This window comes from Streptomyces pacificus, from assembly GCF_011766325.1.
In the GTDB taxonomy this organism is placed as follows: Bacteria; Actinomycetota; Actinomycetes; order Streptomycetales; family Streptomycetaceae; genus Streptomyces; species Streptomyces pacificus.
Window position 1 is genome coordinate 72992 of the sequence record NZ_BLLG01000019.1, and the last position, 24758, is coordinate 97749.

Consider the following 24758-nt stretch of genomic DNA (forward strand, 5'->3'; position numbering starts at 1 on the left):
CCTAGTGCCGCGTGAGCCGAAGTTCGCCCCGTCGTGACGGCTGCCTCGCCGTGATGCCCGGCCCGTCGTGATGCCCGGCCCGTGCGGTTCGTGTCACGGTTCCAGCAGCCGCCGGCCCACGTACCCGTCCTCCGCCGCGCCGCCCGGGACGGCGAAGAGACCGCTCGTCTCGTGCCGGACGAACCGGGACAGCGCATCCCCGCGGTCCAGCTTCCGCTGCACCGGTACGAAGCCCCGCAGCGGGTCGGCCTGCCAGCACACGAACAGCAGCCCCGCGTCGGGGGTGCCGTCGGCCGCCATGCCGTCGTGGTACGAGAACGGCCTGCGCAGCATCGCCGCACCCGCGTTCTGCTCCGGGGCGGAGATCCGCGCGTGCGCGTCGGCCGGGATGACCAGGGATCCGTCCGGCCCCACCCGGTCCAGGTCGAGTTCCGCCGCCTCACCACCGCCGGTCAGCGGGGCGCCGTCCGACTTGCGGCGGCCGATCACCCGCTCCTGGTCCTTCAGGCTCAGCTCGTCCCAGTCGTCCAGCAGCATCCGGATACGGCGGACGACGGCGTACGAGCCGCCCGCCATCCAGGCCGGCTGCGCCGCCGAACCCGCCCCGGACCCGGTGGCCGGGACGAAGACCCGGCTGTCGAAGTCGGCATCGGACGGCTTGGGGTTGCGGGTGCCGTCCACCTGCCCCATGAGGTTGCGGCTGGTCATCGGCCGTGCCGTGACACCCGGCGAGCGGTTGAAGCCGGTCATCTGCCACCGAGTCCGCGCCGCGCTTCCCGCCGCCTTCTGCAGGGCGCGCAGGGCGTGGAAGGCGACGAGCCCGTCGTTGGCGCCGATCTGCACCCAGAGGTCCCCCTCCGAGCGGCGCGGATCCAGCCGGTCGGAGGAGAACGCGGGCAGCGGGTCGAGCTGGACGGGGCGCTGCGCGGTGAGCCCCGTGCGGTCGAAGAAGGTCCGGCCGAAGCCGAAGGTGACCGTGAGGGAGGACGGGCCCGCGTCCAGGGCGACCCCCGTGTCGTCGTCGGTCGGCTCGCCCGCCATCAGCCGGGCCGCGGTGGCCGACCAGCGGCGCATCAGGGCGGTCGCCTCTCTGCGGCCCGCTCCCTGCGCCAGGTCGAAGGCGGCGAGATGGCCGTGGGACTGCATCGGCGTGGTGATACCCGGCTGGTGCTCGCCGTGGAACGGCTCGGTGGTGGAGCCCACGGTGGCCAGCGCCGCCGCCGGGCCGGAGGCGGCCGCCGCGTACCCGGCGGCGCCGCCCGCCGCACCGAGGGCGAGTCCGGTCACGCCCGCGGCGCCGACCGTGCCGAGCAGCCTGCGCCGGGAGATCTCGTTGTCGTTCATGCCCTCACCACTGTCACTCGGCGGCCGGCCACGTCAGCCGATCCTCATGTTCTTCTCGACCGTCGTCTGGTCGATGTCCGACGTCCGTACGGTGATCCGGACCCGCCACTCGCCCGGCAGCGGGATCTGGATGTTGCTCGCGCTCCAGTGGCCGGCCGCGACGCGTTCCGGCACCAGCGGCAGCGGGCCGATCTTCTCCGCCACCAGGGTGAAGGAGACCTTGACCTCGGGAGCGTCCAGGGGCCGGTTGTCCGGGCCCGTGGTCCACAGGCGCAGTTCGTTGGCGCCCGAGCGGCCCGGACTGACGGTCAGCCGGGCCGTGCCGTCGCCGTTCGGGCCGCCGGTGTCGAAGGGCAGCGTGATGTCGACGGGCTTGGCCGGGGCGGCGGCGGACGGCCGGGCGCCGCGCTCCTGGGCGGCCCGTTCCTCCGCACGGCCCGGCTCGGTAGAGGTGAGGGCCGTCGTCACGGCGAGCAGCACGACGGCGACGCCCGCCTCCGCGAGGACGGAACGCCGCAGTCCCGAGCGCTCGGGGTCGGCGTCCCGGAGGCGCTTGCGGCCGGCTGCCGCCATCGCGGCCTCCTGTCTGGCGAGTTGCGCGGCGCGCACGGGATCGCCGGACGTGGCCGCTGCCTCAGCGGCGCCGCGGCCCGCGCTGTTCGCCCCGGCCGGTGTTGCTGCCTCCGCGGGTCCTGTCTGCGGGAGGCCTGCCCCGGCCGGTGCCGCCATCTCCGCGGCTCGCGTCCCGGTGGCGCCTGCCTCCGCCGCGGCGGGAGCACGGCCGGAGAGCCGTGCCGTCCAGCGCCGTGAGATCCAGGCGATCCCGACCAGGACGGCGACCAGTCCGACCTTGACCAGCAGCAGCCGACCGTAGGAGGTGCCGGCCAGCGCGGACCACGAGCCCACCTGCCGCCAGGACTGGTAGAGCCCCGTGGCGGCGAGTACGACGACGGACCAGAACGCCACCCTGGAGAAGCGCCGGACGGCCGCCCGTTCGATGGAGGGCGCTCGGTGGAGTGCCACGAGCAGAGCGGTGAGGCCGCCGAGCCAGGCTGCGACGGCCAGCAGGTGCAGCACGTCGACCGGCATCGCCACGCCCGGCTGGATGCCGGTCGAGGCGTGCTCGGACAGGGCCCAGGTACAGGCGATCCCGGCGGCGACGACCGTGCCGCCGATGCCCAGCCCAAGGGCGAGGTCCTGCTTCTGTCCGATCCGGTCGCCAGGCGCCCTCCGCCCGCCCTCGTCCGCGGCTGCGGCGCCCGCAGTTGCGGCGGTCCCGGGTCGCGCGGGTTCTCCCGTGCTCCCGGCGCGTTGCGCGCGTTCCGCGCGTTCCGCGCGTTCCGCGCCTTCCGTGCCTTCCGTGCCTGCCGTGTCTCCCGTGCCCCTCGTACGTCCCGTGCCGCCGATTCCCCCCGTACCTCCTGCGGCGGGTTCGCCGGGGGTACGGGGGACGCTGGTGCCCCCCGCGTCCCCCGCGGCGGGTCGCGTGGCCCGTTCCGCTCGGGGGGCCTGCTTCGCGTACGCCCCGAACAGCACCGCGACGAACAGCGCCGCCACGCCCAGCAGCAGCAGCCGCGACACCAGCGCGGCCCCGGTCTTGGTCGCGAGGACGGCCTGCAGCCCGGCCAGGTCGAACGCGTCGCCCAGCCGGCCCGAACCGGTGTAGGGATTGCGCAGCAGCAGCATCGCGACGGTGGCTGCGGTGAGCGTCACCCAGCCGTACGCCACCACCCGCTGCACCGCCCGGGTACCCGCCCCGCGCGGCCAGCAGGCCAGCACGAAGGCGGCTCCGCCGACCATGACGGTGAACCCCGCGTACGCCGCGTACCGCGCGATGCCGTACAGCACGCCGACCAGGCCGCCGCCCGCCTGCTGCTTCGGCAGTTCCACGACGGTCTTCGAGGGCGCCCCGATCGAGAAGGTGAACGCGCCCGCGATGGGGTGGCTGTCGGCGGAGACGGCCTGCCAGGCGACGGTGTAGGTGCCGTCCGGCAGGCCGGACTCGAGCCCCACTCCATAGCTGACGGCGCCCTCACCGCCGGGGCTCTTCAGCTCGGCGGTGTCGACGCGCCTGCTCCGTGGGTCGAGGACCCTGATCGAGTCGTTCCCCAGGGCGACCTGCTCGGAGAAGGTGAGCGTGACGTCCTTGGGGGCGACGGCCAGCACCGCCCCGTCCTTCGGGTTGCTGCCGGTCAGGGCGGCGTGCGCGTCCGCCGTGCCGGTGAGCACGGTCCCGAGCAGCGCCGCGGTGATCAGCAGCAGGCGCAGCAGAGTCGCCGTGCCGGCGTGCGGGGCGGTGGTGGTCATGGGGTGTCGTCAGTCCCTCGAACGGCCGGGAGCCTCGTCACGGGGCTCACCTGTGATCCGGGTTGTGGGTCCGCTCCTTCACGGGAAGCCGGACGCTGATCGGTTCCGACTTCTCGAAGTGCAGTTCGACGTCGACCTCCTCCCCCTGCTTCGGCTGCTTCTTGATGTCCAGGAACATGAGGTGGTCGCCGCCCCGCGCCAGCTTCAGCTCCCCGTCGGCGGGGACCGCGAGTGACGTGACCTGCCGCATCTTCCCGTCCTTCGACTCGTGGAGTTCGACGTCGTCCGAGAGGCTGCTGGTGACGGAGGTCAGCCTGTCCGCCGTGCCGCCCGTGTTGACGACCGTAAGGAAGCCGCCCGCCATGTCGCCCACGGGCTGCGGCATGAACGCCCCGTCGACCTTCAGCTCGGGCGCGGACGCGGAGCACCCCGCGAGCCCGAGGCCCGCGGCGAGAGCGAGGGCGGCGGCGAGAGCGGATGTCGTACGCCGGTTCACGGGTTCTCCCCCTTGACGATCTTGGGGAGGTCCTCGGCGAAGTCGTCCGGGGTGGTGTCCTCGCTGTACAGGACGTATCCCTGGTCGGTCTTGGGGGAGAAGGCCACGACCTGGGTCCCGTGCATCGAGACGATCTTGCCGTCCTGCTCCTCGGTGGAGGGCTCGATGCCGATGCCCAGCTGGCGTGCCCCCGCCTGGATCGTCGGGAAGTCGCCGGTGAGTCCGACGAAGGAAGGGTCGCCCGCCGCGGGGAGCCACTTGGCCAGTTCGGCCGCGGTGTCCCGCTCGGGGTCGGTGGTCACGAAGACGACCTGCAGCCTGTCCTGGTCAGCCTTGGGAAGCTGCTTCCTGGCGACGGCGATGTTGCTCATCGTCAGCGGGCAGACGTCGGGGCAGTGGGTGTAGCCGAAGTAGATCAGGGTCGGTTTGCCCTTGGTCCGCTCGCGGAGGTCGTACGGCTTGCCCGTGGTGTCCGTCAGGACGAGGTCCGGCTTTTCGAAGGGCCGGTCGAGGACGGTCGCCGCCTTGTCCTCGGCCGGGGCCGAGACGTCGGCGACCGAGCCGTCCGCACCGGCCGGTTCCCCGCCGGTGCCGCAGGCGGAAAGGGAGAGCGTGGCCGCCAGTGCCAGGGCGGCGGCCGTCACGGTCTTGTAGCGCATGGGGTGATGTCCTGGAGGTCGAGGAGGAGGGAGTCGGTCAGGCGGAGCGGCGGCGACCGGCCAGCATGCCGAAGGCCACGCCCGCGGCACCCACCAGGATGCCGACGACGGCGAGGATCCGGGCCGTGCTGTCCGTGGCACTCGCGGCGCTCGCGGCGACCGTGGCCTCGCCGTCTGTACCCGAGTCACCCGAGTCACCCGAGTTATCCGAGTCGCCCTCCTCGTCCGCGTGGTCGGCGGAGTGGGCGCCGTCGGCCGCCTTCCCGGTGCCGGAGCCGCCGTGGTGGTCGCCGGCCGCCGCGGCCAGGGTGAGCACGGGGGCGGGGAAGTCGGGCTCGGCCGCACCGTCCTGCGGCTCCTCGATCCAGCGCACGACCTCCTTGTTGTCGTACGTCTGGAGGGCCTTGAAGACGAGCTCGTCGGTGTCCTCCGGCAACTGGCCGAGGGACACCGGGAACTGCTGGAACTGGCCGGGGCCGATCTTGCCGCCGGTCGAGGTCCAGGTGATCTTCGAGGCCGCCTCGGTGACCTGCCGGCCGTGGACGCTCAGCGGCTTGTCCAGCTTGGCCCTGGTGACCTCGGCCTCCCAGCCCGGTACAGGCTGCGGCAGCGCGGAGGAGAGCGGGTGGTCGGCGGGCAGGGTGATCTCGAGCTTCACCGTCGAGGCGTTGTCACGCTCGTTGGGCACCTTGAAGTTGACGGTGGCGAAGCCGCCCTTCGCGGCCTCGCCCTCGGGCTGCACGCTGACGTGCGCGAAGGCGGGACCGCAGAGCAGGAGCGCGGACGAGGCCGCGGCACCGGCGGCGACGGCGAGACGGGAGACGTTGTTCATGGCGGAGTACTCCACGTGAGCAGGAAGGTGGTCGGGCCGCGCGGACGCGCGGGAGAGCCGCGGCACCGACCGCCCGGGACACCCGCTGCGGGGTACGTCGCCGAGTGGCGCCGCGTTCAGGCTGCGAGGACGCAGGCCGCGGGGATGCGGGCCGCGGGGATGCGGGCCGCGGGGATGCGTCGTGCGGGCGGGCCGCGCCTGACCACGGTGTGCTGGAGTGCCGCCACGGGAGGAGCGCAGTCCCCGGCCTCCGCCCCGGTGCGCCCCCGAGCGGTCCCCGGCATGGCCGGCAGCCCGCCGAGCAGTTGCCGTACCAGTACGAGGGCGGCCCGCAGGGCGCGCACCAGCGCGCCTTCGGCCACCATTCCGCCCGCTCCCTGGGCACCCTGGGTGGAGAGCTCGGTCAGCCGCAGCAGCGCGAGGTCGCCGCGGCGCAGCAGCCAGCCGGTCACCACCGCCGCCAGTAGGTGGCCGAGCAGCATGGGCAGGCTGGGCAGCAGCCCGCCCGACTCCAGGGCGGCATTCGGCACGGACTCGGCGAGACCGGGGCGACCGGCTCGGGCCGCGGCCGCCGGGTCGATGCCGGCAGCGGTGACGATCCGATGCGCCTCGGTCGGGTCCAGCGCCTCACCGGCGGCCCCGCACGTCAGCTTCGCCGCCAGCCGTACGACGATGTCGTCGGTGCCCGGCGCCACCCGGGAGGGGTGCTGGGCGAGCCCGAACAGGGAGTGCAGACCGAGCTGCCCGCCGGCCAGGGCGGCCACGAGGGCGGGCAGCGAGCGCGAGCGGCCGGCGAGCGGTGCCACCACCGCGGCCACCGCGAGGAAGCCGACGAGCAGCGTCCACCAGGGGACCGCTGCGCAGGCGGCCAGGACGTGGCCCAGTGCGGACAGCACGACGCAGACCGCGGCGAACACCGCGGCCCTCAGCATCCGCGGTCCGGTCGCGGCGGGCACGTCGCCGGGGGCGGCCGGCGGTTGGGCAGACATGGCCGGGACATCATCCCACCGGTCCGTGCGGGACCCCGAGGCGGGTCCGGAAGGTCACGTTTGGGGCCCGCTCCCCCGCCTGGCGTGCGCATACACGGGCATGGCCCAGCGGCGCGTCCGCCGAATGAGGGCAAACACGTCAACTCCGTGCTTACGGCAGGGAGGACGCGGCAATAGGTATCGGTATGTCGAGCCGCAGCCAGGAGGCTGGAGCATGAGCATCTGGTGGTCTCTGCGTCTGCGGCGCGAAGCTGCGAGCGTGCCGCTCGCTCGACGCCTTCTGCTGGGTGCCATGGAAACCGCAGGCGTCGACCCCGACATCTCCTTCGACCTCTCCGTAGCGCTGAGCGAGGCCTGCGCGAACGCCGTCGAACACGGCGGGCCCGGTGCGGCGGGCTCCCCGGCGGACGGTTACCGCGTGACGGCCTACCTGGACGGTGAGAAGTGCCGTATCGAGGTGGTGGACGCCGGACCCGGTTTCCCGGACCGCGCGTACCTCCCCGGCGCGGGCCCGGCCGCTGAGAGCGGTCGCGGGCTCTGTCTCATCGAGCAGCTCGCGGACCACGTGTCGCTGCGCAACCGTCCCGGCCGGGGCGCGGTGGTGAGCTTCGACAAGGTACTGAAGTGGCGGGACGGGGCCCTGCTCGGAGCGGTCTGAGCGAAGGGCGCCGTCTGCCCAGGGGCGAGGCAGCGGCTCCCGGTCCGGCCGCCGTCGCTCCGCCCTGCCACGGGTGCGCTCCCCGTGCGCAGGGGCATGCAGTCGTCGCCGCGAGGCGGGTGCGGTTCGGCTGCCCCGGTCCGGCCGCCGCTGCCTCGCCCCGGCACGGGGACTGCTCCGGTGCAGTCCGGTGCGGTGCTGTGTGGTCCGGTGCGGCGCGGTCGGGTGGCGGTCCTGTCCGGTCCTGTCCGGTCCGGTGCGGTCCCTTGCGGGACCGCACCGTCGACGGGCGTCAGCCCCTGAGCCGGGCCATCCACGTTTCGACCTCGTCGGCCCGGCGCGGCAGCGCCGCCGAGAGGTTCCGGTTGCCGTCCTCGGTGACGAGGATGTCGTCCTCGATCCGCACCCCGATGCCGCGGTACTCCTCGGGAACCGTGAGGTCGTCGGCCTGGAAGTAGAGCCCCGGCTCGACGGTCAGGCACATTCCGGGCTCCAACGTGCCCGCCACATAGCTCGCGCGGCGCGCTGCCGCACAGTCGTGGACGTCCATGCCGAGCATGTGGCCGGTACCGTGCAGGGTCCAGCGCCGCTGGAGACCGAGCTCCAGCACCTTCTCCACGTCGAGACCGTCGAGCAGGCCCCACTCCACCAGCCGGGTGGCGAGGACCCGCTGGGCCGCGTCGTGGAAGTCCCTGAAGAGCGCGCCGGGCCGCACGGCGGCGATTCCGGCCTCCTGGGCCTCGTACACCGCGTCGTAGATCCTGCGCTGCACTGCGCTGAAGCGGCCGTTGACGGGCAGGGTGCGGGTCACATCGGCCGTGTAGAGCTCGGTGGTCTCCACACCGGCGTCCAGGAGGAGCAGCTCGCCGGGGCGGACCGGGCCGTCGTTGCGGACCCAGTGCAGGGTGGTGGCGTGCGGCCCGGCCGCGCAGATGGAGCCGTAGCCGACGTCGTTGCCCTCGACGCGGGCGCGCAGGAAGAACGTGCCCTCGACATAGCGCTCGCTGGTGGCCTCGGCACGGTCAAGCACCCGGACGACGTCCTCGAAGCCGCGGGCCGTGGCGTCGCAGGCCTTCCGGAGTTCGGCGATCTCGAACTCGTCCTTGACCAGTCGGGCCTCGGAGAGGAAGACGCGCAGCTCCTCGTCGCGCTCCGCGGTGACCTTGTCGGTCAGGGCGGACTCGATACCTGCGTCATGGCCGCGGACGACGCGGACCGGGCCGGTGGCCTCGCGCAGCCTGCCCGGCAGCTCGCGCACGTCCTCGGCCGGGATGCCCAGCAGACGGGCGGCCTCGGCGAGGGAGTGGCGCCGGCCGACCCACAGCTCCCCCTGGCCGTCGAGCCAGAACTCGCCGTTCTCCCGGTTGGAGCGGGGGCGCAGGTGGACGGTCGCGGTGTGGCCGTCGGCGGTGGGCTCCAGCACCAGGACGCCGTCGTGGCTCTGGTCGCCGGTGAGGTAGGCGTACTCCGTGCCTGCCCGGAAGGCGTACTCGGTGTCGTTGGAGCGGGTGCGCAGGTTGCCCGCCGGGATCACGAGCCGCTCGCCGGGGAAGCGGGCGGAGAGCGCGGCGCGGCGGCGCTCGGTGTGCGCTGCCTGCGCGATCGGTTCCAGGCCGTGCAGCTCGGTGTCGGCCCACCCGGATCTCATGCTCTGGGCGAGCTCGTCGGAGATCTCCGGGTAGAGGCCGTTCCTGCGCTGCTCGATCGGCGGCTGCTCGATCGGCTCCCGGGTGTCCTTCGCTCCGGCGGCGCGGCCGGACTCGTGCGCCGGGGTCTCCGGGGTGAGCTCGTGTGCCACGGGTCTGCCTCCTGGTCGGTACGATGCTGAAGCCCCCACCCATCGTACGGTCGTACCGCAGAGGCGCCGGCAGCCTTGCGGACCCTGACCCGGTCCCGGACCCTGACCCGTCCCGCCGGAGCGCCACGCGATCCGGGCCCCGCCGTCAAGCGCACCGGTGGGCGTCACGCGTAGGGGGTGCTCGTCACACGCGTCGGGCCGCCGTCACGCGAACCGGGCCGCCAGCATCACCACGTCCTCGCCGTCCCGACCGGCGTCGAGCGCGCCGGGGAGCACCGTGCGCAGCACATGGTCGGCGACCGCTCCCGGGTCGTCGCGCACGGCCCTGGGCACACTCGCGGCGGCAGTGTGCAGCCGGGTGAAGGCACGGTCCATCGGGTCGCCGGTACGCCGCAGCAGTGCGTCGGTGTAGAGCAGCACCGTTTCCCCGGGGGCGGGGGAGAACTCCACGCTCGGCGCCTCCCAGCACGCCAGCATCCCCAGTGGCGCGGACAGCGATGTCTCGACGAACTCGGTGCGGTGCTGCCCGACGATGAGGGGCGGGGTGTGCCCGGCGCCGGCCAGCACGATCTTGCTGCTGCCATTGCCTCTGCCATCGCCTCCTCTGCCGTCGCCGTCGCCGCCGCCGCCTCCGCCGGTCCCGAGCGCCGTCGGAGCCGGTTCGCAGTAGGCGAAGAGCGCGGTCGCCGATCGGGCCGGTTCGGTGAGCCTCAGCAGCAGTTCCAGATCGGACAGTACGGCGACGGGGTCCTCCCCCTCCATCACCGCGTACGCCCGCAGGCTTGCCCGGAGCCTGCCCATGGCGGCCAGCGCGCTCGGTCCCGAACCGGAGACCGAGCCCACGGCGAGTCCCAGGGCCCCCTCGGGCAGCGGCAGCGCGTCGTACCACTCGCCGCCGCCGCGCGGTCCGGTGAGATGCCGGGCCGCGAGCCGCACCCCGGGGATCCGGGGCAGCCTGCCCGGCAGGAGTTCGTCGGCGATGGCGGCCATCTGCCGGCGGGCGCGTTCCAGTTCGAGCATCCGGGCGAGGTGCTCGGTGGCGTACCGGCCGTAGAGGCCGACGAGGTGGCGCTGGCGGTCCGCCGGCTCGGCAGGCTCGTCGTAGAACCAGACGGCGACGCCCAGCCTTCCTGCCTCCTCCGTGGCGAGCGGCAGGGCGTAACTGGCGGCGTAGCCGAGGCGTGCGGCGACCTCGCGGTGGCGTGGGTCGAGCGTCGCGTCGTGGAGGAGGTCCGCCTGGGCGACGGCGCCGGGGACGCCGGCCGTGCCGCTGTCGAGGATCCGGCCGTACCCGGTCGCGCTGCGGGGGACGGTCTCGATGTGGCCCAGGTCGGCGCGGGCGAGGCCGAGTCCGACGGTGCTGGCGGGGCCGCGGCCGTCGGCGGGTTCGAGGACGGCCATGCCGCGGCGGGCACCGACCAGGGCGGCGCCCGCGTGCAGCAGTTCGTCGAGCGCCTCGTCCAGCGAGCCGGTCCTGGCGAGGCGTTCGGTGAGTTCGTGGAGCGTGGTGAGGTCGGAGACCCAGCCGGCCAACCGGTCCTGGATCACGGCACCGGGCGCATGGGCGAATGGGGCGGAAGTGTGCGCGGGGGCTGGGACAGCTGGGTCGATTCCAGCCACTTTCGGCAGGTGAGGGGCGCTCATGGCAGCCAGCCGTCCGGCTGGTGCGTTGCGCTCAATAGCATCGCAAACCCCCATGTCAATCTGCGCCGCTATCACTGCATCCACATCTACACGCACACAAAGGGGGATGTCCAGCACTGGCCTGCTGGTATCGATGGTGTCCGCAGAGTTGCTAACTTGGCTGAAAAACGCCCCCCATGGGCGCGATTCGCGGTCGACTAGGCGCGTTCGACATGGGGACCCCACTCCGGGTGAAGTCCGAGGCGAAGCCCGAGGGGGGAGTCATCCCCGGCGTGATGGGTACGTAAACGGTGATGGCCAGAGGCGGTTGGAGCCGCCCCGGAACCTGGCGGGGAGTTACGGCGTCCTAGTCGCCGTGGGCCGCCGCCCCGTACCGAGCGGCGGTACGAGCACAGCGGGAGAGCAAGCGCCAGGCGCGCGCCACCCCTCGCCATGCGTTTAATGGACAGAGCCCATGGGACCGCCCGTGCCTGCGGCTAGGTGGTGCGGCGCCGCTTTGTACGCGCAGTGAAGTGATGCACACATGGTGTGATGGACCTCGGCGTTCAACGGAAAGGAACGAGCGCTCATGCGCGAGATCCTCGGAAGGCGACGCAGGCTCCGGTTCTGGCGCAAAGGGAGGCCTGCACCTCGACTCCACGCGGCGCTGACCTGCGCCACCGAGTGGAACTGGCCCGTGCTGCCCGGTGTGGGGCTCGACGCCGCCGGCCGGCGGACCGAGCATGGGCGCGGCTGCGCCTGCCCCGACCCCGAGTGCGTGGTCCCCGGCGGGCACCCCTTCGACCCCGGGCTCCTGGCGGCGACCACCGACGAGCGGATGGTGCGCTGGTGGTGGACCCAGCGACCCGCCGCACCCGTCGTGCTCGCCACGGGGGGCCGTGCGCCGTGCGCGGTGAGCCTGCCGGCGGTCGCCGGGGTCAGGGCGCTCTCCGTGCTCGACCGGATGGAGATCAGGCTCGGCCCCGTCCTCGCGACGCCGACCCGGTGGTCCCTGCTCGTCGCCCCCTACTCGATGGAACGGCTGGGCGAACTGCTGTACGCCAAGGACCGGGTGCCGAGTTCCCTTCGCTTCCACGGCTCGGGCGGCTATCTGGTGCTCCCGCCGTCGGAGACGGGCACGGGCCAGGTCCGCTGGGAGCGCGCCCCGCTGCCCGGCACTGCGGCTCCCTGGCTGCCGGACGTGGAGGCGGTCGTCGACGCCCTCGTCGAGGCGAGCGTCAACGCACCCTCTGGCGTGACCCCTCCGGAGACCGGCGAGGGATCCCGCCTCGCCTACTGACGGCGACCCTCCGGGTGGACACGGCCGGGCACGCCCGGGCACGGCCCCGGCGGCGCACTCGTACGGGTGAGCCGCCGGGGCGTGCCCGGGAGGAGTGCCCGGGAGGAGTGCCCGGGGCCGGACGCCGCCTCCCGCCGGTTTCCCCGGCGCCCGGACACGCGAGCCCGCGCTCATCGGTGGGCCGCGCTGATCGGCGGGCCGCGCCGATCCGGGACGATCGGGTCCCCCTCGTCGTGACGAGGCCCCTTCCCGGCCTTGCTCGCCCTTGTCCCCTTGCGTCCCTCGCTGTCGCCAGCCCGCGGCCCTTCGCGCGCCGCCTCCCTAATGGCGGAGTGCCTCGGCACGACGGCGGACGGCAAGAGGACGGGGCGGTCGGAAAGTGTGGCCGGAAACGATGCCCAGTCGGCCCCGCGGCAAGCGGCCGAGTCGCCCCGGTGCTGTCGGCGCACGACGCACAAGCGAACACCGCGCCCTCCCTACGTCCCACCGCACGGCGCCGACACGCGGACTCGTGTGCTCATCGGTGGTCCGGACGCCGGGGAGCGAACGTACTACCGCAACGCGGCGGCGGAGGGCCGGTGTCCGGTTGGGCCGCTCACGCGGGGGAGGGAGGGGGCCTCTCGGGCAGCAGTGCCTCCGGACCGGGAGGCACCGGACCGGGAGACGCCGGACCGCAGACCGGGAAACACGCTGTGAGAGGGGCGGAGGTGAACCGGGGGCTTCTCCGCGATCGCGGAGTTCGTACGTGCCGGAGAGGCCCGTTCGGCGGCGCCGCTACCCTGCCAGAAGCAACGCCGCGGCCATCGGCGGTGGTTGACGCACGGTGAGGCCCCGGGGCCATCGCCGGAGACGCAGACGCCCGGTCGCTGGCGACGGGGGATGCACCAGCGACCGGGCTTTGAGAACGGTAACAAGAGATCTGCCGTTCGCAAATTCGATCTCGGGTATTCGGACAGGGAATTACCGCACCGTAGGCACTGTTGTGACAGGGATCACCCGGCCCGGGGCGGGCTGTGCCATACGGCGGTGTACGGCGACTCGAGTCCCAGCCCTCGGCCGTCCGCCCCGGCCGACCGGGCACAGGAGCGACGCCCCGCGCCCCGTGGCCGGCCGGCCCGCTGGTCAGCTGAGCGTGACCTGGCGGTTGGTGAGACCGCTGCGGGCCCTGCGCTCCTCGCCCGTCAGCGGGGAGTCCGTGGCGAGCGCTTTGGCGAGCCGCTCGGCGAATCCCGCGGCCGGCTTCTCGCACTCCGCCGCGCCCATGCCGCCGGGAAGGTCCCACACGGGCACCACCAGGCCGTGCGCCCGGAACGACCCGACGAGACGGGTGTTCTCACCGAGGTCCGACGCACCCGCGGCGTGCAGCCGGGCGAGCGCGTCCAGCAGCCGCTCCTCGGGGTGCGGCATGACCCAGCGCAGGTGGTTCTTCTCCGGGGTCTCGCACCAGTACGCGGCGTCGACGCCGGACAGTTTCGCCGTGGGGATCGCGGCCGCGTTGGCACGCTCCAGCGAGGCGGTCACCTCGGCGCTCGTGGTCTCCATCGACTCCGGGATCCAGAACTCGAAACCGCTGTGCACGACCGGCTCGAACGGGGCGTCCGCGTCGATCAGGTCCTGCAGCCGCGGGCCGTCGGCCGGGGCGCGCCGCGGGGCCACCGCGTTGCCGGGCTTCGTGGCCAGCGCCCGCTGCAGGGTGTCGGCGAGGTCGCGGCTGAGGTCGCCGGAAGGCGTGTCGTTCTGCAGGGCGAGCATGACCGAGCCGTCCTCGCGGCGCAGCGCAGGCCACGCCATGGGAAGAACGGTCGCCAGGGTGAGCGAGGGGACGTCCTCGGGCAGCCCGTCCCTGAGGGTCAGGGCGACGGTGGCGGCGGGCACCAGCTCGCGGAGGGCGACCCAGTCGCCCTCGCCGGGGAGCCCCTCGAAGGGGCGCTGGACCAGCTCGGTCACGGCGTGTGCGGCGGCCCGCCCGTGGCAGGCCTTGTAGCGACGGCCCGAACCGCAGGGGCAGGGCTCGCGGGCGCCGACCACCGGGATCTCACCATCGGTGACCTGCGGCTTGGCGGCGGCCTTCGTCTGGGGGCGCTTCTTGGCCATGATGTGGCTTTCTCCTGGTGGCGGCGTGCGTGTCTCGGGCGCGAGCCTAGCCGTTGCGGCCGTGGCAGCGGTCACACCGGCACTTCACGTCGCGTGGCCGTCCGTCCGGAGCGCGCTGGCAGGACGGGGCTCGGCGCTGCCCGCGGACGGCCCGGTGCGGTCGGTGCCCCGCCCGGGGATCGCGGGCGGGGCACCGGTCCCGGTACGAGTCCCGGTGCCGGCCCCGCCGGGAGGGCAACTGCCGGTGTGGGTACGACTCCCGATGCGCTGCGATGTGACGCGATGCTTGAGCCGAAGCCGAAGCCGAAGCCGAAGCCGAAGCCGAAGCCTGCCGCGGCAGTCGTGGTGGACGCGCCGGCCGGCCCTCGCCGTGAGCGGCCCGACGGGGTCAGCCGGAAGGCGGACCCACCGGCAGCGTCAGCGCGTCACATCCTCATGGGCGGCCGATGTCGTCGTAGGCGTCCGCGAGCCCGAAGCCGGGTCCGGTGACGCGCGTAGCGAAATCGTCGCGGCGGTGCCCTTCCGTGACGACGACCCACACGGTGACCTCCCCCGCGGCGCCGTCCCGTACGCCCCAGTCCCGGGCCAACGCGCTGATGATGTTGAGCCCTCGGCCGCCGTGCGCCGTGACGGAGGGCGTCGACGGAACCGGGCGGGTGGGACCGCCCCCGTCCGTCACCTCGACGGTCAGGCCGCCCGACGCGTCGATGCGCCATGCGGCGCGGACGTCGCCGTCCCCGATCTCCGTGTGCTGCCCGAGCGGTCTGCCGTGACGGCAGGCATTGCTCAGCAGTTCGGAAAGGATCAGAACGGCATCGTCGACGACCGCATCGGAGACCCCGCTGCGCCGCAACTGCTCACGCATCCGGTGTCTTGCCTCACCCACGCCCGCAGGGCCATGGGGTACGGCCATGCTCGACGACGTGGGCACCTCCTGTGCCACCACCAACGCCACCCCCGAGACCTCCTTCGCCCCACGCCACGGAGTGGATGCCCCGATGACCTGGACCGGAAACCGGCCAATCCGCGTCCGGTGACGCACTCGTCACACTCGCGCACGGATCGAACGCGCCGGTGCACTCCCCGTAGTGGATCGGTCGCGGTGTGGAAGCGCTCAGCGTCGCCCCAGCCGGGAGAGGACCTGTTTCGGCCGGTTGGTGATGATCGCCTCGACTCCGAGGTCCACGCAGAGGTCGACGTCGGCCGCCTCGTTCACCGTCCAGACGTGCACCTGGTGACCGGCGGCGTGCAGCCGCTCGACGTAGGAGGGGTGGTTGCGTACGAGCCGGATCCCCGGGCCGGCGATCCGTGCCCCCGCCGGCAGCCGCGCCTCGCGCGCCCGCAGCGGGAGGAACTGCATCAGGTACACGGTCGGGATGTCCGGCGCCGCGTCCGCGATCCGGTGCAGTGAGCGGGCGGAGAAGCTCATGACGCGCACGGGGGACTCGCCGGGTGCCGATGGTGCGTCCAGGCCGAAACGCTTCAGCAGGTGGAGCAGCCGTTCCTCCACCTGTCCGGCCCACCTGGTCGGGTGCTTCGTCTCGATGGCGAGCTCGATCCGCCGCCCGGCGTCCGCCACCAGTTCGAGCAGCCGCTCCAGGGTCAGCACGGAGGTGAAGCCGGGGTCCTTCCAGTCCGGGCTCTCCTCGCTGTCCTTCCAGGAGCCGAAGTCGAGGGCTGCGAGGTCCGCCAGCTCCAGTGCGGAGACCGCGCCGCGGCCGTTGGAGGTGCGGTTCACCCGGCGGTCATGGACGCAGACGAGATGCCCGTCCGCGGTGAGGCGCACATCGCACTCGAGGCCGTCGGCCCCGTCCTCTATCGCTCTCACATAGGCGGCCAGGGTGTGCTCGGGGGCGTCTTCCGACGCGCCTCGGTGGGCCACGACCTGGATCCGGTGTTGAGTCACCGCGTCATGGTGCCATCGCCGGTGAGCGGGTGCCCGGCCCCTGTCCGTCATGTCCGGGATAAAGGAGAACGCTCCGAAGCACAGGTCCTGCTTACAGTGGCCTGACAGGCTGTGGGAAAAGCTGGGTAGAGCGCATCGGAGCGGTTCCGCGACCGCGGACCGCCGAATCGTGGAAACGAGGAAGAGGAAGCTGTGAGCACTGAGAACGAGGGCACCCCGGCGCACGCCGGCCCGTCCGTACCTCCTGTGCCGGCGGCTGATCCCGAAAGCGCTGCCGTGCACCGGCCCGCTGAGGAGGAGCGCCCGGCGCGGCCGGACCAGGCGGTGCCCCCCGTACCGCCCGGGCCTCCCGTTTCCCCTGGGCCCCCCGTATCACCCGGGTCACCCGGGCCGTCCGGGCCGTCCGGGTCGTCCGGGCCGCCTGCGGCCCACGGGCACGGCTCGTACGGCGATCCCCCCGGGGCAGCGGACGGGCACCCGGGGGCCGCGTGGCCCCCTCCCCCGCCGCCCGCCTCGCCCTGGGGTGGGCACCCGTCCGCTCCGAAGGCGCCGCGCGGGCGGACCGGCGGGCTGATCGCGTCCGTGCTCGTCGCCGCGCTTGTCGCCGGTGGCGTGGGCGGCGGCGTCGGCTACTGGGCCGCCGAGCGCAACGACAGCGGTGTCTCGACCACGGTGGCCGCCGGTGACGACCCCGCGGACTTCACGCGGGAACCCGGCACGGTCGCCGCGGTGGCGGGCAAGGCGCTGCCCAGCGTCGTCACGATCGAGGCGGCGTCCGGGAGGGCCCAGGGCGAGGCCGGCACCGGCACCGGCTTCGTGTACGACAAGGAAGGACACATCCTCACGAACAACCACGTGGTGGCCTCCGCGGCGGACGGCGGCACGCTCTCCGCGACCTTCTCCGACGGCAAGGAGTACGAAGCCGAGGTGGTCGGCCGCGCCCAGGGCTACGACGTAGCCGTACTGAAGCTGCGCGACGCGCCCGAGAGTCTCACCCCGCTGCCGCTGGGCAACTCCGACCAGGTCGCCGTCGGCGACTCGACGATCGCCATCGGTGCTCCCTTCGGCCTGTCCAACACGGTCACAACGGGCATCATCAGCGCGAAGAACCGGCCGGTGGCCTCCGGCGACGGCTCGGGCGGCAGGAACTCGTACATGAGCGCGCTCCAGACCGACGCCTCGATCAACCCCGGCAACTCCGGCGGTCCGCTCCTCGACGCGCGCGGCGCGGTCATCGGCATCAACTCCGCGATCCAGTCCGCGGGCGGCGGCAACGGCTTCGGCCAGCAGTCCCAGGCAGGTTCCATCGGCCTCGGCTTCGCCATCCCGATCAACCAGGCGAAGAACGTGGCGGAGCAGCTCATCCGGACGGGCAAGCCCGTGTACCCCGTGATCGGGGCCACGGTGAACATGACGGACAGGGGCGCAGGCGCGACGATCGCCCAGGAGGGCGCGGGAGGCTCGGCGGCCGTCACGCCGAACGGCCCGGCGGCCAAGGCGGGGCTGAGGGCCGGCGACGTCATCGTCGAGTTCGACGGCGAGCCGGTCGACAGCGGCCCGACGCTCATCAGCGAGATCTGGACGCACAAGCCCGGCGACCAGGTCCAGCTCACCTACGAGCGCGACGGCCGCGAGGCCACGGTCACGGTCACACTGGGGCAGCGCGAGGGCGACGGCTGAGGAGGACGCGCTCGGGCGCATGACGGGTCCTCGTTCCGCGGGGTCCGGTGAGCCCGTCGCCGTACCGCTGCCCGAACCCGCCGGGGGCGGTCGGGGCCGTGGCGGTCGCGGCGGCGGGGTAGCCGTGCGGTGCTACGGGTGGAGTACCACCTTGGTGTAGCCATCGACCCTCTTGTCGAACTTCTCGTACGCCGACGGCGCCTGATCGAGGGGGAGTTCATGGGAGACCACGAAGCCGGGCGTCGCCCTGCCCTCGATGATCATGTCGCGCAGGTACCGGTTGTAGCGCTTCACGTTGCACTGGCCGGTGCCCACCCTCAGCCCCTTCTCGAAGAGCCTGCCGATCGCGACGCTGAGCATGCCGTGCCTGGACTGCTCGTCGGGACCTCCGGGGTCCGACGGTACGTAGAGCCCGGGAACGCCGAGCATTCCGGTGGCCCTGACGGTGCCGATGAGCGAGTTCAGCACGGTCGCCGGCTCCTCGCGCCCGGTGTCGCGCACCGTGGCCTGGTAGCCGACCGCGTCCACGCCCTTGTCGGTGCCGATCCCCTCGGTCTGGTCCTTGATCTGCTCCACCGGGTCGCCCTCGGCGAAGTTGACCGGGGTCGCGCCGATCTCCCCGGCCTTGTCGAGGCGTTCGGTGACGCGATCCACGACGAAGACCTTCCTGGCGCCGCGCAGCAGGGCCGAGTAGGCGGCCATCAGGCCGACCGGACCGCCGCCGTACACGGCGACGCTCTCGCCCGGGCGCACCTGGGCGAGTTCGCAGCCGTGGTAGCCGGTGGGGAAGATGTCCGCGAGCAGGATGAAGTCGGTCTCGTTCTCGTTTCCCGGTGGCAGTTTCAGGCAGTTGAAGTCCGCGTAGGGGACGCGCAGGTACTCGGCCTGGCCGCCGGGCCAGGGGCCCATGGCGACGTATCCGTAGGCTCCGCCCGCGAAACCGGGATTGACGGTCAGACAGAATCCCGTGTATCCCTCGACGCAGTTCATGCAGAAGCCGCATGCGACGTTGAAGGGCATGACCACCCGGTCGCCCTGCTTGAGCGAGGTGACGCCGTCACCGAGTTCCTCGACGATCCCCATGTTCTCGTGGCCGAAGACGATGCCCGGCTCCGCCGCCGTACGGCCCTCGTACATATGCAGGTCGGAGCCGCATATCGCGGTGGAGGTGACCCGTACGACCACGTCGTTCGGATGATGGATCCCCGGCCTCTCGACATCCTCGACCGCTACCTGGAACGGTTCCCTGTACACCACGGCTTTCATTGCTGTGACCTCCGCTGCGATGCGTATGTGACGAGCCCCCGCTCCTCCTCCCCCCGGCGACCCGGTCGGTTGTGGCACATATCTCATGATTCTCCGGACCGGATAAACGGACAAGCCGGTAATCTCTGGACAGATGTCCGCCCAGGCCGACGCCCTGAGGTGTCGTGCCGAGCCAACCGAGTCGGAGGGCGAGAAAGTGGCAGCACAACGGCTGGGGACCCTGCTCGTCCCCGTTCCGGGCCTCTCCGGAGCCACCTACCCGGCCGGAACGACGGTGACGGTCCGCGGCCGTGGCGCGACCGTGGACGCCTTCGTCCACGGTGACTGGCTCCCCCTGTCGTGGTGGGAGTTCTCCGACGGCCTCCGCGAGGACATCGCCGACCGCTGAACCACCGCACCACCGCGTCACCGAGCGCCGGTCCGGACCGCGCTCCGGCGCGGGGGCCCGGCGCCGCCCGGGGGATTCCTCCCCGTGACCGCCCGCACCGAGGTCCCGGGCGCCCGACGGGCCGCTGCCCCCGAGGGGAACGCCCGGGGCGGGACCGGCGGCGAACCGGGACCGGCCGGGCGCCGGGGAGCCGGCCTCTGCGGGGTGTCAGCCGCAGCAGTCGCAGCCCCGTCGGCAACCGCACACGTCACCGGTCCGGGGGGCGACTGCGGGGGGCGTCACCGCCGAGGGCGCGCAGCAGCCTCTGCCCTGCCAGGCGTCGCGGCCCTCCTTGACGGCCGCGGCGGCGATGACGAGGGCGGTGACGGGGTCGGCCCAGGACCAGCCGAGTGCGGCATTGAGCACCAGGCCGACCAGCAGCGCGGCCGACAGATAGGTGCACAGCAGGGTCTGCCGGGAGTCGGCGACCGCGCTGGCGGAGCCGAGTTCGCGGCCCGCGCGGCGCTGGGCCGCGGACAGGAACGGCATCACCGCGAGGGAGAGGGCGGCGAGGGCGATGCCGGGGACGGAGCGCTCGGCCTCGCCGGCACCGGCCAGGGCGCGTAGGGCGTCGACGGCGACGAAGGCGGCGAGTGCGAAGAAGGACACCGCGATGATCCGCAGGGCGGTCTTCTCGCGCGCCTCGCGAAGGGCCTGCTCGCGGGCGGAGAACTGCCAGGCGACCGCGGCCGCCGAGGCGACCTCGATGACGGAGTCCAGGCCGAACCCGACCAGTGCGGTGGAGGAGGCGATGCTGCCCGCCGTGATGGCGACGACCGCCTCGACGGCGTTGTAGGCGATGGTCGCGGCGACCAGCAGGCGTATCCGGCGGGTGAGCACATCGCGACGGGCCGGGCTCGGGCCCAGGCTCAGGCCCACGGGTGCCGCGGTCATCAGCAGCATCCCTTGTCGCCGGCGTCCGGGCAGGTGCGGTCGGTCTCGACGGCCACCACGGCGGTGCGCAGGTCGTCCAGGGCGTGGCCGAGGCGCTCGTCGGCCAGTTCGTAGCGGGTGCGGCGCCCGTCGGGGGCGGAGACGACCAGGCCGCAGTCGCGCAGACACGAGAGATGGTTGGACAGCCGGGTACGGGAGACGCCGAGGCGGTCGGCGAGATCGGCCGGGTAGGCGGGGGACTCGCGCAGGGCGAGCAGGACGCGGCAGCGGATCGGATCGGCGAGCGCGCGGCCGAACCGGGCCAGCACCTCGATGTCGGTGGCGATGGTCAACACGAGGATGACGGTACAGCACATCCTGAATTCAGGAAACCGTGTATCAACGGATCCCGTGCCCCCGGGTATCCCGTGCCTTCGGCGATCCCGTGCCTCCGGCGACCCCGTGCCTCCCGCGACCCCGTGGCGGCGCTGCGGGGGTCGGCCGGCGGGACGTCACGGCCTGGGCGAGTGGGCGCACGCCGGGAGACGGGTACCGCCTGCCGGCCCGCTGCCCCTGGTGCGCCGGGCTGAGTGGCCGGTGCGGACGCAGGGGATCAGCCGGAATGGCCGTGTATGTGCGCAGGGGCGGCCGAAACCAGCTCCAACGGCTCCGGCTGCCCCTTGTCGCCGCCCCGTGTCGCCAGCCCTCGTCACAGGCCCTTCGTGCGCGGCTGGTTCGCGCCGAAGGCATAGGCCTGGAGGATCTTCCAGAGGGTGAGCGCACCGGCCTGGCACGGGGCACCGGCGCGTGCCCGTGAGGGCCGCCCTCTCCCCGGTGGGGCGAGGACGGGGCCGGTGTTCGAGGCGCCGCTCGACCTGTTCACCGTCGGCAGCCTCCAAGGCCCGCTCGATCTGTTCCTTCGGGCGTCGCGCACGAGCCGGTCGCCGTCGCCCTCCCGGCCGGCTGGCAGGCCGACGCCAAGGACGAGGGAACCCCGGAGGAGCGGCTCGCGCGGAACAGCGCCGTTCCGGGCGATCAACACCCTCCAGGAGCCGGTTCGCGGCGACCGCGGCGCTGATGGCGGCGCCTCCGGCGAGCGGCACCCCGAGAGGGACCTCCTGCTGCCCTCCGCGCGTTGCGAGGACGGCGCGCAGGGGTCCTGACTCCGGGGCCCCTCCGGCGGCGTGGCAGACTCGGGGGAGCCGCCTCCGTGGTCGGCTCCGACCGCCCGTGGCCAACCTGCGGCCGGACTTCCCTGCACGAGGTCCCCAGCCGGTAGGCTGTAGCCCGCTCCGCGGCAGGTGAGGCGGGGCGGAGGTGGGTTGCCCGAGCGGCCTAAGGGAACGGTCTTGAAAACCGTCGTGGCAGCGATGTCACCGTGGGTTCAAATCCCACACCCACCGCACCAGGTCAGACAACGTGCTGATCAGAAGGGGCGCCTCTCATCAGGGGCGCCCCTTCGTCATGGGGCCCCTGTCTCACTCTGAATCGCCTCTGTACCTCTTTGGATCACGATGTGTGGACCAGGCGTGGACCAGCCGCAGGTGTGCGTGGGCACGCAGATGCCACTGAGGTGGCGCATGAGGATCCGGACAGTTGTGGGACAGTGCGAGCCGGATCGCGTCTTGACCTGCGGCGTTCCGCCCATACCCCCCAGGCCCTCCCCGGAGATAATCCGCACCCGTCCCGGACAGCGTTGCCCGGCCAGCACCAGCATCGGACGGGGATCCCGTCCCTTGTGACGGCCATGCCGATCACGATCTGCGGCAGGTCGTCGCGGGAGTCCTTCGACTTGCCGTAGGTCCGGAATCCGGCGGGCTTCGCCTCGTTGCCTTCCTGGTCGTCGCCGAGGGGCCGGCCGGTGTCGTCGCGGGCGACGGGCTCGTCGGGCTCCTCCAGTTCGAAGTACGTGCTGGTGGTGTCGAAGAACAGCAGGTCCACTTCCAGGTTCAGCAGGTTCGCGACCTCGTCGAATATCTGCTTCTCCAGGTCGGCGGTCACCTCGTGGAGCCAGTCCATCGCCCGGTAGCAGGGCTGTTCACCGACCTCGGCCAGATGGTCGATGTGCGCGTCGTGGGTGATCCAGTCGGCGGCGGCCAGCTTGGACGACGGCGCAAGGGCCCGGTTGGCGACCAGGGCGAACAGCACCCGCTCGGTGGCGGTCATGTCCCGGCGGCGGCCCCGCTTGGGCTGCCCGACCCGGCCCACGATCTGATCGATCTTCAGCCGATGCCACAGGTGGTCGAGCACGTAGGTGCCGCCGAACGGCACCGAGGAGACGAACTCCAGGTCGGAGGCCGCCGTCGCGGCCAGCGCGTCGCCCGGCTGCAGCAGCCTCGATAGAGATGCGACCAGGCGCCTGACCGCGTCGCGGTCGAGCTGGTCCTCGCGTCCGAAGGTGAACAGCACCTTCGGCACCGCCCGCCCCTTGGCCGGGTCCCACTCGTTGTGGGCCAGGTGCAGGTACCGGACCGTGCCGGACTTGTTCTCCCGCTTCGTCGTCTTCACGTACACGACTCCAGACCATACGAGCCATGCTCAGGCCAGCGCACGAGAATCACGAAAGTCGCGTCTCTAGGCATTTCGGACCCGTGGAGCGACCTCCAACCCCGTGACCTGCACCTTCAGACCCGCAGAACCTCCAGGAGCCCCGAATTACGTCGAACCCGGGCCAAAGCCTGCCCGAGTTGCCGGCCAGCGTACGGCCCCCTGAACATGCCCGACCCCAACCCGAACAGGACACCGGCCAAAGCCGCTCCGGCCAGCCGCGATGCCAGGTGCAGCGCTCATCGCCAAACGCCAAAGAAGGGGCGGGAGTTGATGCAGGCGAGCCCCAGCGCGGAGGGGGGTGCGCTGGGGCTCGTGCAGGGGGCGCCGATCAGGCGTTCGGATGAGCGGGGGACGGATCAGGAGGGCGGACCCCCGTCAGGTCTTCTGAGCGCTGCCGCAGGAGCGGGGCCAGCTCGACGTACCAGCCACGGCCCACGGCCTGGAGCATCTCGGCGAGGGCGATCTGTTCGCCGATCCGGCCGGCGGGGGTGTCGAGGACGTGGGCGAACTCGGCGCGGATGCGGTCGGCGACGGCGGGGACGCGGAGGCTGTTCACGTAGAGCATCGCGGGGTCGTAGCCGATGGGGACGGCGCCCCAGCGCTCCCAGTCCAGGATGACGAGGGGGTCGTGGGTGAGGTTGGCCCACTGGAGGTCTGCGTGCCCGGTGACGCGTTCGGTGATGGCCGGGGCGGGGATCCCCAGGAACTCGGGGAACACCAGGTCGGCCCAGGACTGGCGAATGGTCTCGCGGGGCGGTTCGGCGGTGCTGAGAGCGTCCAGGCTCTCCCGCAGGGTCGCCCACCAGGAGTCCGGCAGCCCCGGATCCGCAGTGAGGTCGGGCGTTTCCGGGGAGATGACGGGCTGGGCGATGTAGTCGATCAGCTCCGCCTCGAAGACGTACTCGCCACCGCCCGAGGTCTTCACCGCCAAGGTGTTCACGGCGAGCATCACCATCAGGCTCCGCAATCTAGCCGCGCTCCTCGGAAGCGAGCCGTACCGTGGCGCACAGTCGGCAGTCGATCTCCGCGCGCACATTCACGAGGTGACCGTCCGGCCCGCTCTCGCCAGCAACCCCACGGAGCCCCGATGACCGCCCAGCCCATGCCTGATCATTTGGTCACCGACCGCAGCCTTCTTTCCACCAAGGCGTACGGCACGGGTCAGCACCTGGCCGCCCGCCAATCCCTCTACCAATGGCAGACCCCCAGCCACGACCTTCCGGGCATCGTCGTGAACGAACTGGCCGACGTACGCGGTGCGGTCGCGGACGTGGGGTGCGGAAGCGGGAAGTTCGTCGCCCGGGTGCGGGAGGACCGTCCCGACCTGGTGGTGCTTCCCATGGACGTGTCTCACGGCATCCTCGGTGCCATTCCGGGGGCCCTCGTCGCGGATGTCCAACAGCTCCCCATCACCACTGGAGCCCTTGGTGCGGTGCTTGCGCTCCACATGCTGTACCACGTCGAGGACCAGGCCCAGGCCGTGCGGGAGCTGGGCCGTGTACTGGCGCCCGGCGGAATCTCGATCGTCTCCACCAACAGCAGGACAGACAAGCTGGAGCTGGAGCACCTTTGGCGCCAGGCCGCAGGCGATGTGCTGGGCATCCAGGAGGGCCCGGCCCGAGTGCAGCTCTCTGCTCGCTTCACCCTGGAGGACGCGCCGGCGATCCTCGGTACGGTCTTCAGCGAGATCCGTACGATCCCCCTGCCAGGAGTGATCGAGGTGACCGACGCTGAACCAGTCGTCGCGCACTTGGCCTCGTACGAAGCCTGGGCGGACAAGATGGGCGTCCCGTTCCGGGAGACGATCGAGCGCGCGCGAGAGCGGGTCAACGAGACCATCCAGGCAGAAGGCGCCTTCCGGGTCGCCTGCTTGGGCGGCATACTCGTCTGCCAGGGACCGGCTCGGTAGAAAGATGCCACCTTCGGGCCCAGTGGACCAGGTGTGGACCGCCATCG

General features: G+C 72.6%; 21 protein-coding genes, 1 tRNA gene and 1 pseudogene. 6 read left to right on the forward strand and 17 right to left on the reverse strand.

Annotated elements, in window-relative coordinates; translation table 11 throughout:
- Positions 1-93: 93 nt before the first annotated feature.
- The 6 genes from efeB to SCWH03_RS23745 form a co-directional block, all read right to left on the reverse strand.
- Positions 94-1344, reverse strand: a complete 1251-nt coding sequence (gene efeB, locus SCWH03_RS23720; RefSeq protein ID WP_173266340.1) for an iron uptake transporter deferrochelatase/peroxidase subunit — start codon at positions 1342-1344, stop codon at positions 94-96.
- A 33-nt stretch (positions 1345-1377) separates the two neighbouring features.
- Positions 1378-3651: a copper resistance CopC/CopD family protein gene (locus tag SCWH03_RS23725; protein ID WP_173266341.1), complete on the reverse strand. Its 2274-nt coding sequence runs from the start codon at positions 3649-3651 to the stop codon at positions 1378-1380.
- 46 nt (positions 3652-3697) lie between these two features.
- On the reverse strand, positions 3698-4147 hold the full coding sequence (locus tag SCWH03_RS23730) for a copper chaperone PCu(A)C (RefSeq protein WP_173266342.1): 450 nt from the start codon (positions 4145-4147) through the stop codon (positions 3698-3700).
- Positions 4144-4806 carry an SCO family protein gene (locus SCWH03_RS23735; RefSeq protein WP_173266343.1) on the reverse strand — a complete coding sequence of 221 codons (663 nt, stop codon included), beginning with the start codon at positions 4804-4806 and terminating at the stop codon, positions 4144-4146. The genes SCWH03_RS23730 and SCWH03_RS23735 overlap by 4 nt, the downstream gene beginning before the upstream one ends.
- Positions 4807-4843: 37 nt before the next feature.
- A complete protein-coding gene (locus SCWH03_RS23740) occupies positions 4844-5638 on the reverse strand; it encodes a YcnI family copper-binding membrane protein (protein WP_173266344.1) in 795 nt (264 codons plus the stop codon).
- A 116-nt stretch (positions 5639-5754) separates the two neighbouring features.
- Positions 5755-6627: a hypothetical protein gene (locus SCWH03_RS23745; protein ID WP_173266345.1), complete on the reverse strand. Its 873-nt coding sequence runs from the start codon at positions 6625-6627 to the stop codon at positions 5755-5757.
- Between the two features lie 214 nt (positions 6628-6841).
- On the opposite strand from SCWH03_RS23745, the gene SCWH03_RS23750 reads away from it, so the two are divergent.
- The gene (locus SCWH03_RS23750; RefSeq protein ID WP_173266346.1) at positions 6842-7285 is read left to right on the forward strand and encodes an ATP-binding protein; all 444 of its coding nucleotides are present in this window, start codon (positions 6842-6844) and stop codon (positions 7283-7285) included.
- Between the two features lie 292 nt (positions 7286-7577).
- Here the strand turns inward: SCWH03_RS23750 and SCWH03_RS23755 are convergent, their stop codons facing one another.
- A complete protein-coding gene (locus SCWH03_RS23755; RefSeq protein WP_371872757.1) occupies positions 7578-9083 on the reverse strand; it encodes an aminopeptidase P family protein in 1506 nt (501 codons plus the stop codon).
- A gap of 204 nt (positions 9084-9287) precedes the next feature.
- Entirely contained in the window at positions 9288-10631 is a 1344-nt protein-coding gene (locus SCWH03_RS23760) for a PP2C family protein-serine/threonine phosphatase (RefSeq protein ID WP_254076972.1), read from the reverse strand.
- Between the two features lie 664 nt (positions 10632-11295).
- Between SCWH03_RS23760 and SCWH03_RS23765 the strand changes: the two genes are divergently transcribed.
- Entirely contained in the window at positions 11296-12006 is a 711-nt protein-coding gene (locus SCWH03_RS23765) for a bifunctional DNA primase/polymerase (RefSeq protein WP_173266348.1), read from the forward strand.
- Between the two features lie 1122 nt (positions 12007-13128).
- On the opposite strand, the gene SCWH03_RS23770 is transcribed toward SCWH03_RS23765, so the two are convergent.
- The 3 genes from SCWH03_RS23770 to SCWH03_RS23780 all read right to left on the reverse strand — a co-directional run bounded on the left by SCWH03_RS23770 (position 13129) and on the right by SCWH03_RS23780 (position 15982).
- Positions 13129-14100: a DUF5926 family protein gene (locus SCWH03_RS23770; RefSeq protein WP_173266349.1), complete on the reverse strand. Its 972-nt coding sequence runs from the start codon at positions 14098-14100 to the stop codon at positions 13129-13131.
- 433 nt (positions 14101-14533) lie between these two features.
- Positions 14534-15142, reverse strand: coding sequence for an ATP-binding protein (locus tag SCWH03_RS23775; protein ID WP_173266350.1), 609 nt, complete (start codon positions 15140-15142; stop codon positions 14534-14536).
- A gap of 72 nt (positions 15143-15214) precedes the next feature.
- Positions 15215-15982, reverse strand: a complete 768-nt coding sequence (locus SCWH03_RS23780) for a glycerophosphodiester phosphodiesterase (RefSeq protein ID WP_173266372.1) — start codon at positions 15980-15982, stop codon at positions 15215-15217.
- Positions 15983-16198: 216 nt separating this feature from the next.
- Here SCWH03_RS23780 and SCWH03_RS23785 point away from each other — a divergent pair, with 216 nt between their 5' ends.
- Positions 16199-17686: a S1C family serine protease gene (locus SCWH03_RS23785; protein ID WP_173266351.1), complete on the forward strand. Its 1488-nt coding sequence runs from the start codon at positions 16199-16201 to the stop codon at positions 17684-17686.
- Positions 17687-17818: 132 nt separating this feature from the next.
- On the opposite strand, the gene SCWH03_RS23790 is transcribed toward SCWH03_RS23785, so the two are convergent.
- Positions 17819-18952: a glutathione-independent formaldehyde dehydrogenase gene (locus tag SCWH03_RS23790; RefSeq protein ID WP_173266352.1), complete on the reverse strand. Its 1134-nt coding sequence runs from the start codon at positions 18950-18952 to the stop codon at positions 17819-17821.
- 196 nt (positions 18953-19148) lie between these two features.
- Here SCWH03_RS23790 and SCWH03_RS23795 point away from each other — a divergent pair, with 196 nt between their 5' ends.
- Positions 19149-19340 (forward strand): hypothetical protein, encoded by a 192-nt coding sequence (locus SCWH03_RS23795; RefSeq protein ID WP_173266353.1) that lies wholly within the window; start codon positions 19149-19151, stop codon positions 19338-19340.
- A gap of 207 nt (positions 19341-19547) precedes the next feature.
- Here SCWH03_RS23795 and SCWH03_RS23800 read toward each other — a convergent pair whose 3' ends face one another.
- From SCWH03_RS23800 to SCWH03_RS23810, 3 genes are all read right to left on the reverse strand, one after another.
- Complete coding sequence (locus SCWH03_RS23800) at positions 19548-20282, reverse strand: cation efflux transmembrane domain-containing protein (RefSeq protein WP_173266354.1); 735 nt, start codon at positions 20280-20282, stop codon at positions 19548-19550.
- On the reverse strand, positions 20273-20608 hold the full coding sequence (locus SCWH03_RS23805) for an ArsR/SmtB family transcription factor (protein ID WP_173266355.1): 336 nt from the start codon (positions 20606-20608) through the stop codon (positions 20273-20275). Before SCWH03_RS23805 ends, SCWH03_RS23800 begins: the two co-directional genes overlap by 10 nt.
- A 353-nt stretch (positions 20609-20961) precedes the next feature.
- Complete coding sequence (locus SCWH03_RS23810) at positions 20962-21135, reverse strand: hypothetical protein (protein WP_173266356.1); 174 nt, start codon at positions 21133-21135, stop codon at positions 20962-20964.
- A 433-nt stretch (positions 21136-21568) separates the two neighbouring features.
- On the opposite strand from SCWH03_RS23810, the gene SCWH03_RS23815 reads away from it, so the two are divergent.
- Positions 21569-21655 (forward strand) — tRNA-Ser (locus tag SCWH03_RS23815).
- Positions 21656-21947: 292 nt separating this feature from the next.
- On the opposite strand, the pseudogene SCWH03_RS23820 reads toward SCWH03_RS23815, so the two are convergent.
- A pseudogene (locus tag SCWH03_RS23820) lies at positions 21948-22766 on the reverse strand (IS1634 family transposase); the annotation flags it as partial.
- Positions 22767-23130: 364 nt separating this feature from the next.
- The gene (locus tag SCWH03_RS23825; protein WP_216854790.1) at positions 23131-23769 is read right to left on the reverse strand and encodes a hypothetical protein; all 639 of its coding nucleotides are present in this window, start codon (positions 23767-23769) and stop codon (positions 23131-23133) included.
- A 120-nt stretch (positions 23770-23889) separates the two neighbouring features.
- Between SCWH03_RS23825 and SCWH03_RS23830 the strand changes: the two genes are divergently transcribed.
- Positions 23890-24711 (forward strand): class I SAM-dependent methyltransferase, encoded by an 822-nt coding sequence (locus SCWH03_RS23830; protein WP_173266357.1) that lies wholly within the window; start codon positions 23890-23892, stop codon positions 24709-24711.
- The last annotated feature ends 47 nt before the right edge of the window (positions 24712-24758 follow it).